Origin of the sequence: Pseudomonas sp. K5002 (assembly GCF_013386655.1) — a bacterium.
Classification (GTDB): domain Bacteria; phylum Pseudomonadota; class Gammaproteobacteria; order Pseudomonadales; family Pseudomonadaceae; genus Aquipseudomonas.
Window position 1 is genome coordinate 1 of record NZ_JACARK010000541.1, and the last position, 5,011, is coordinate 5,011.

Below are 5,011 nucleotides of genomic sequence, written 5' to 3' on the forward strand. Positions count from 1 at the left end.
AGGCCTTGCGCCATGATCACCAGGGCGCCATCCGGGTCATTCACCTGGCCCATGACGCGGGCGGTCATTACCTCGCCGGGCCATTGGCCCAGCTGGCTGGTGCGCATCCGAACGTGACCGTTGAGCTATGGACAGCGGCTGAGGTGACGCAGGCGTTGGCGCAACTGCGGCTTGTTTCCCGGCAAACTCTGGCTTTACTCTGCGGGCACCCGGCCAGTGTCGAGGCCTTTTCCAAGCGCCTGTTCCTGGCCGGACTGCCGCGCAATCAACTGCTGGCCGATGTGTTCCTGCCCCGTGGTTGAGCGCTGAATTTCCCAGCCGCGAGATTTGTCATGACCGATGCCATCCTGCAGCAACGCGAACGCGGGTTGCTGATTTTGCAGCTCAATCGCCCGGACAAGAAAAATGCCCTGACCCGCGCCATGTACAGCCAATTGGCCGAGGCGCTGGAGCAGGCGGATGCCGATACCAGCGTGAATGCCGTGCTGATCCAGGGCAGCAGCGAGTGCTTCACCGCCGGTAACGATATTGGCGACTTCCTCGAACAACCGCCGGCGGATCTCGACAGCCCGGTCTTCAATTTCATGCGCAGCTTGCTCAACTGCCGCAAGCCGGTGATTGCGGCGGTGGCGGGCGTGGCGGTGGGAATTGGCACGACGCTGCTGCTGCATTGTGACCTGGTGTATGTCAGCCGGGATGCACGGTTGCGCATGCCGTTCGTCAACCTGGGGCTGTGTCCGGAGTTTGGGTCCAGCTTGATCCTGCCGCGCTTGCTGGGGCATGCCAAGGCGGCGGAGTTGCTGCTGCTGGGTGAAGGGTTTACCGGCGAACAGGCTGCCGCCTGGGGCATTGCCACCGAGGCATTGGGCAGCGGTGAATCGGCCCTGGCCAAGGCACGGGAAATTGCTGGACGGTTTGAGACCCTGGCGCCGGGCGCGGTGCAGGTCAGCAAGCATCTGATGAAAAGCGTTGATCGCGAGCAGTTGCGCAAGGTGATCGAGGAGGAGGGGGCGTTGTTTACCCAGAGGTTGAAGTCGCCGGAGGCGATTGCGGCGTTGTCGGGGTTTATCACTCGGAGATGAATGAGCGTTGACTGGTCGGCCGTCTTCGCGAGCAAGCCCGCTCCCACATTCGACCGTGTTTCTTCAGGATGTACGCGATCAAATGTGGGAGCGGGCTTGCTCGCGAATAGGCCAGTAAAGCCAACACACAAGCCAATTTGCAATGCAAAAAGCCCCGCCATTCACATGGCGGGGCTTTTGTTTTTCAGCGAGCGGTCACTCAGACCATTGGGTCGCCAACGTGCAGGATCTTCATGCCGTTGGTGCCGCCGATGGTGTGGTAGCTGTCACCCTTGGTCAGGATGACCCAGTCGCCTTTCTCCACGACGCCGCGCTTGAGCAACTCGTCGATCGCGGCCTGGCTGACTTGCTCAGGCGGCAGCGATGCCGGGTCGAACGGTACGGTGTAGACGCCGCGGAACATGGCCGCACGGGCCTGGGTTTCGCGGTGCGGGGAGAACGCGTAGATCGGGATCGAGGAACGGATGCGCGACATGATCAACGGCGTGTAGCCACTTTCGGTCAGGGCGATGATCGCTTTCACACCCGGGAAGTGGTTGGCGGTGTACATGGCCGCCAGGGCGATGCTCTGGTCGCAGCTTTCGAAGACCTTGCCGATACGGTGGCTGGAGGTCTTGCTGGTCGGGTGCTTTTCAGCGCCGACGCAGATGCGTGCCATGGCCTGCACGGCTTCCAGCGGGTACGGGCCAGCCGCACTTTCAGCCGAAAGCATCACGGCGTCGGTGTAGTCGAGCACGGCGTTGGCCACGTCGGACACTTCGGCACGGGTTGGCATCGGGTTCTGGATCATCGACTCCATCATCTGGGTCGCAACGATCACCGCCTTGTTGTGGCGACGTGCGTGCAGGATGATTTTCTTCTGGATACCGATCAGCTCGGCGTCACCAATTTCCACACCCAGGTCGCCACGGGCAACCATCACGGCGTCGGAAGCCTTGATCAGGCCGTCGAGGGTTTCGTCATCGGCTACGGCTTCGGCGCGTTCGATCTTCGCCACCAGCCAGGCAGTGCCGCCGGCTTCGTCGCGCAGTTTACGGGCGTATTCCATGTCGGCGGCGTCGCGCGGGAAGGATACCGCGAGGTAGTCCACTTCCATTTCGGCGGCGAGCTTGATGTCGGCCTTGTCTTTTTCAGTCAGGGCCGGGGCAGTCAGGCCACCGCCGCGACGGTTGATGCCTTTGTGGTCCGACAGCGGGCCGCCGATGATCACGGTGCAATTCAGTTCGGTCGGGGTGGCGGTGTCGACGCGCATTACCACACGGCCGTCGTCCAGCAGCAGCTCGTCGCCCACGCCGCAGTCTTTCACCAGGTCCGGGTAGTCGATACCCACGACTTGCTGGTTGCCCTCGGTCAGCGGATGGCTGGTGGAGAAAGTGAACTGGTCACCGATCTTCAGCTCGATCCGCTTGTTGGCGAATTTGGCGATACGGATTTTCGGGCCTTGCAGGTCACCCAGCAACGCCACGAAGCGGCCATGCTTGGCGGCCAGGTCACGCACCAGCTTGGCGCGAGCCTTGTGCTCGTCCGGGGTGCCGTGGGAGAAGTTCAGACGGGCAACGTCCAGGCCAGCCAGAATCAGCTGTTCGAGGACTTCCGGCGAGTTACTGGCCGGGCCAAGGGTGGCGACGATTTTGGTACGACGGACGGACATGCACGGACTCCTGAGTTCAAGCGCTGGGGAAGGCTACTATGCTCTTTGGTTGTAGTCATTGTTCGTTTGCACTACTTATCGATGATTCGCTTGTTTTCACTCTGCATGAACAGATGAACAACCTTGAAGATTTTCGATGAAGGGTCGATACACTGCACAAGACAGGAGAACCCCCATGCGAATCGTGATCATTGCTGCCCTGGCCGTCAGTGTTGTCGGCTGCACCCGTTGGTCGATGGACCATCATTTGAACAATGCGTACCGCGCCTACGGTGTGGGCGATTGCCAGCGGGTCACCCTTGAGTTGTCCCAGGTCGACCGTGAAAGCCGTTCCCGGCGCTACGTGCAACCGGAAGTCTCGATGTTGCGCGGGCAGTGCCTGGAGCGCGAGAAGCTGTTTGTCGATGCGGCGCAAACCTATCAGTTCATCATCAGCCAGTACCCGGCGAGCGAGTACGCATTCCGTGCCCGTGCCCGTTTGGATACCCTGCAGCAACTGGGGCATTACCCCGGCGCGAGCGTTGCCCAGCCGCGGCCGGCGTCGTTGTGATGATATTTGTCATGCCATAGCTGGCTCGTTGCCAGTCTTGGGCTAATCTTTGAATGTCAGTTTGTATAAGTTTCTATTCAAACGGATGGCGTTCCCGGATTTGGCAGCTGTAAAAGTGGCAACCCGTTTGCGGTTGTCGCACCGATATCCGGGGAGAGCGGGCCTTCAGGCTCGTTTCGAATCACTGGAGCGGCCACATATATGGCCATTGGATGGCGACCTCATCATGTTTACTCACCGACGGATCGAGCGGCATCAGTTACCTTGCTTCCTTCAAGTGTTCAACCGCCTGACGGACAAGCCAATCGGCTATCTGGGCAATGTTTCCGAGCAGGGCCTGATGTTGATCAGCCAGTTACCCATGATGGTCGATGTGGAGTTCGAGCTGCGCTTGAAGATCCCCGGGCCTGAGGGTGAGGTGCAGGCGGTAGACCTCACGGCCACCTGCCTGTGGTGTCATGAGGATATAAACCCCCAGCATTACGATTCCGGGTTCAGCATATCCCAGGCCCCTGCCGAATATGGGGAGGTGATCAGCGCGCTGCTGGATTACTTCAGCTTTGATCCGTTGCAGGCCTCTGCCTAGGTGCTGCATCCGGCGTTCATAGCGCGCCGGCTTTTTTCCAGCCCAGGTAGCGGGTCACCAGGGCGGCACCCAGGTCCGAAGGCAGTGTGTCCAGTACCGACAGCCCGTGGGCGTTCAAGCGGTCGTGGAGTTCGTCCCGGGTATTGAGATAGTTGATCGTGCCGCAGTAGGCCAGGGCTTCGGGCAGGGTTTGCACGGGAGCCTGGCGTAACTGGTCAAGGACCTCCTCCCGCAGGCTTGCGACCATTACCCGGTGCTGGCGGCTGATGCGCTTTACGGCGCTGAGTAACTCTTCATCTTCCTCATCCCGCAAATTGGTCACTACGATCACCAGCGAGCGACGTTTCTGCCGGGCCAGCAGTTGGCTGGCGGCCGCCTGGTAATCGGCCGTACGCCGGGACGTGTCCAGGTCATACACCGCATTCAGCAACAGGTTGAGCTGGCCACTGCCCTTGACCGGCGCCAGGTAGCGCGGCTGGTCGCAGGCAAAGGTGCATAGCCCTACGGCATCGCCCTGGCGCAAGGCTACATAACTGAGCAGCAGGCAGGCGTTGAGCGCGTGGTCGAAGTGCGACAGTTCGGCGTCCTGGCTGCGCATACGGCGGCCACAATCGAGCATGAACATGATCTGCTGGTCGCGCTCGTCCTGGTACTCCCTGGCAATGGGCGTGCGTTGCCGGGCGGTGGCTTTCCAGTCGATCTGGCGCAGGCTGTCACCTTCGCGAAACTCACGCAGCTGGTGAAACTCCAGGCCCAGCCCACGCCGTTGCCGCTGGCGTACGCCCAGCTGGTTGAGCCAGTTGTCCACCGCCAGCAACTGCGCGCCATACAGGCGTGCGAAGTCCGGGTAGACCCGGGTGGCGTCGCTGACGTCGATCAGGCGCCGGGCCGACCATAGCCCCAGGGCGCTGGGCAGATGCACTTCACAGCGGGTAAAGCTGAAATGCCCGCGCCTTTGGGGCCTTAGCCGATAACCCAGTTCACTGTGCTCGCCGGGCCGCAGTTCGATGGATTGCGGCAGGTCCTCCACCGCCAGGCCGTCAGGCACATGATCGAATACCTGGACCGCCAACGGCTGGGGATAATCGTGCTCCAGGGTTACCCGCACTTCCCCCCAGCGCCCCAGTGCCAGGCTGCCGGGC

The 5,011-nt window shown here is 61.3% G+C and carries 5 protein-coding genes and 1 pseudogene; 4 read left to right on the forward strand and 2 right to left on the reverse strand.

Translation table 11 applies throughout. The features are described from left to right. Together HX846_RS22885 and HX846_RS22890 are read left to right on the forward strand one after the other, a co-directional pair. Positions 1–302, forward strand: a pseudogene (locus tag HX846_RS22885) (iron-sulfur-binding ferredoxin reductase); the annotation flags it as partial. A 30-nt stretch (positions 303–332) separates the two neighbouring features. Continuing rightward, a complete protein-coding gene (locus HX846_RS22890) occupies positions 333–1,082 on the forward strand; it encodes an enoyl-CoA hydratase-related protein (RefSeq protein ID WP_003214147.1) in 750 nt (249 codons plus the stop codon). 199 nt (positions 1,083–1,281) lie between these two features. Here HX846_RS22890 and pyk read toward each other — a convergent pair whose 3' ends face one another. Beyond that, on the reverse strand, positions 1,282–2,733 hold the full coding sequence (gene pyk / locus HX846_RS22895; protein ID WP_003214149.1) for a pyruvate kinase: 1,452 nt from the start codon (positions 2,731–2,733) through the stop codon (positions 1,282–1,284). 175 nt (positions 2,734–2,908) lie between these two features. Between pyk and HX846_RS22900 the strand changes: the two genes are divergently transcribed. After that, positions 2,909–3,283 carry a tol-pal system YbgF family protein gene (locus tag HX846_RS22900; protein WP_003214151.1) on the forward strand — a complete coding sequence of 125 codons (375 nt, stop codon included), beginning with the start codon at positions 2,909–2,911 and terminating at the stop codon, positions 3,281–3,283. Positions 3,284–3,509: 226 nt separating this feature from the next. Continuing rightward, complete coding sequence (locus HX846_RS22905; RefSeq protein ID WP_008432342.1) at positions 3,510–3,869, forward strand: PilZ domain-containing protein; 360 nt, start codon at positions 3,510–3,512, stop codon at positions 3,867–3,869. 16 nt (positions 3,870–3,885) lie between these two features. Here HX846_RS22905 and HX846_RS22910 read toward each other — a convergent pair. Next, on the reverse strand, positions 3,886–5,011 hold a 1,126-nt coding region (locus tag HX846_RS22910; protein WP_178966141.1), incomplete at its 5' end, for a DUF58 domain-containing protein.

Bases quoted from the DNA above. Each gene is read 5' to 3' on its own strand.
- HX846_RS22890 (WP_003214147.1), top strand. From the start codon at position 333: ATGACCGATGCCATCCTGCAGCAACGCGAACGCGGGTTGCTGATTTTG.
- pyk (WP_003214149.1), bottom strand. From the start codon at position 2,733: ATGTCCGTCCGTCGTACCAAAATCGTCGCCACCCTTGGCCCGGCCAGT.
- HX846_RS22900 (WP_003214151.1), top strand. From the start codon at position 2,909: ATGCGAATCGTGATCATTGCTGCCCTGGCCGTCAGTGTTGTCGGCTGC.
- HX846_RS22905 (WP_008432342.1), top strand. From the start codon at position 3,510: ATGTTTACTCACCGACGGATCGAGCGGCATCAGTTACCTTGCTTCCTT.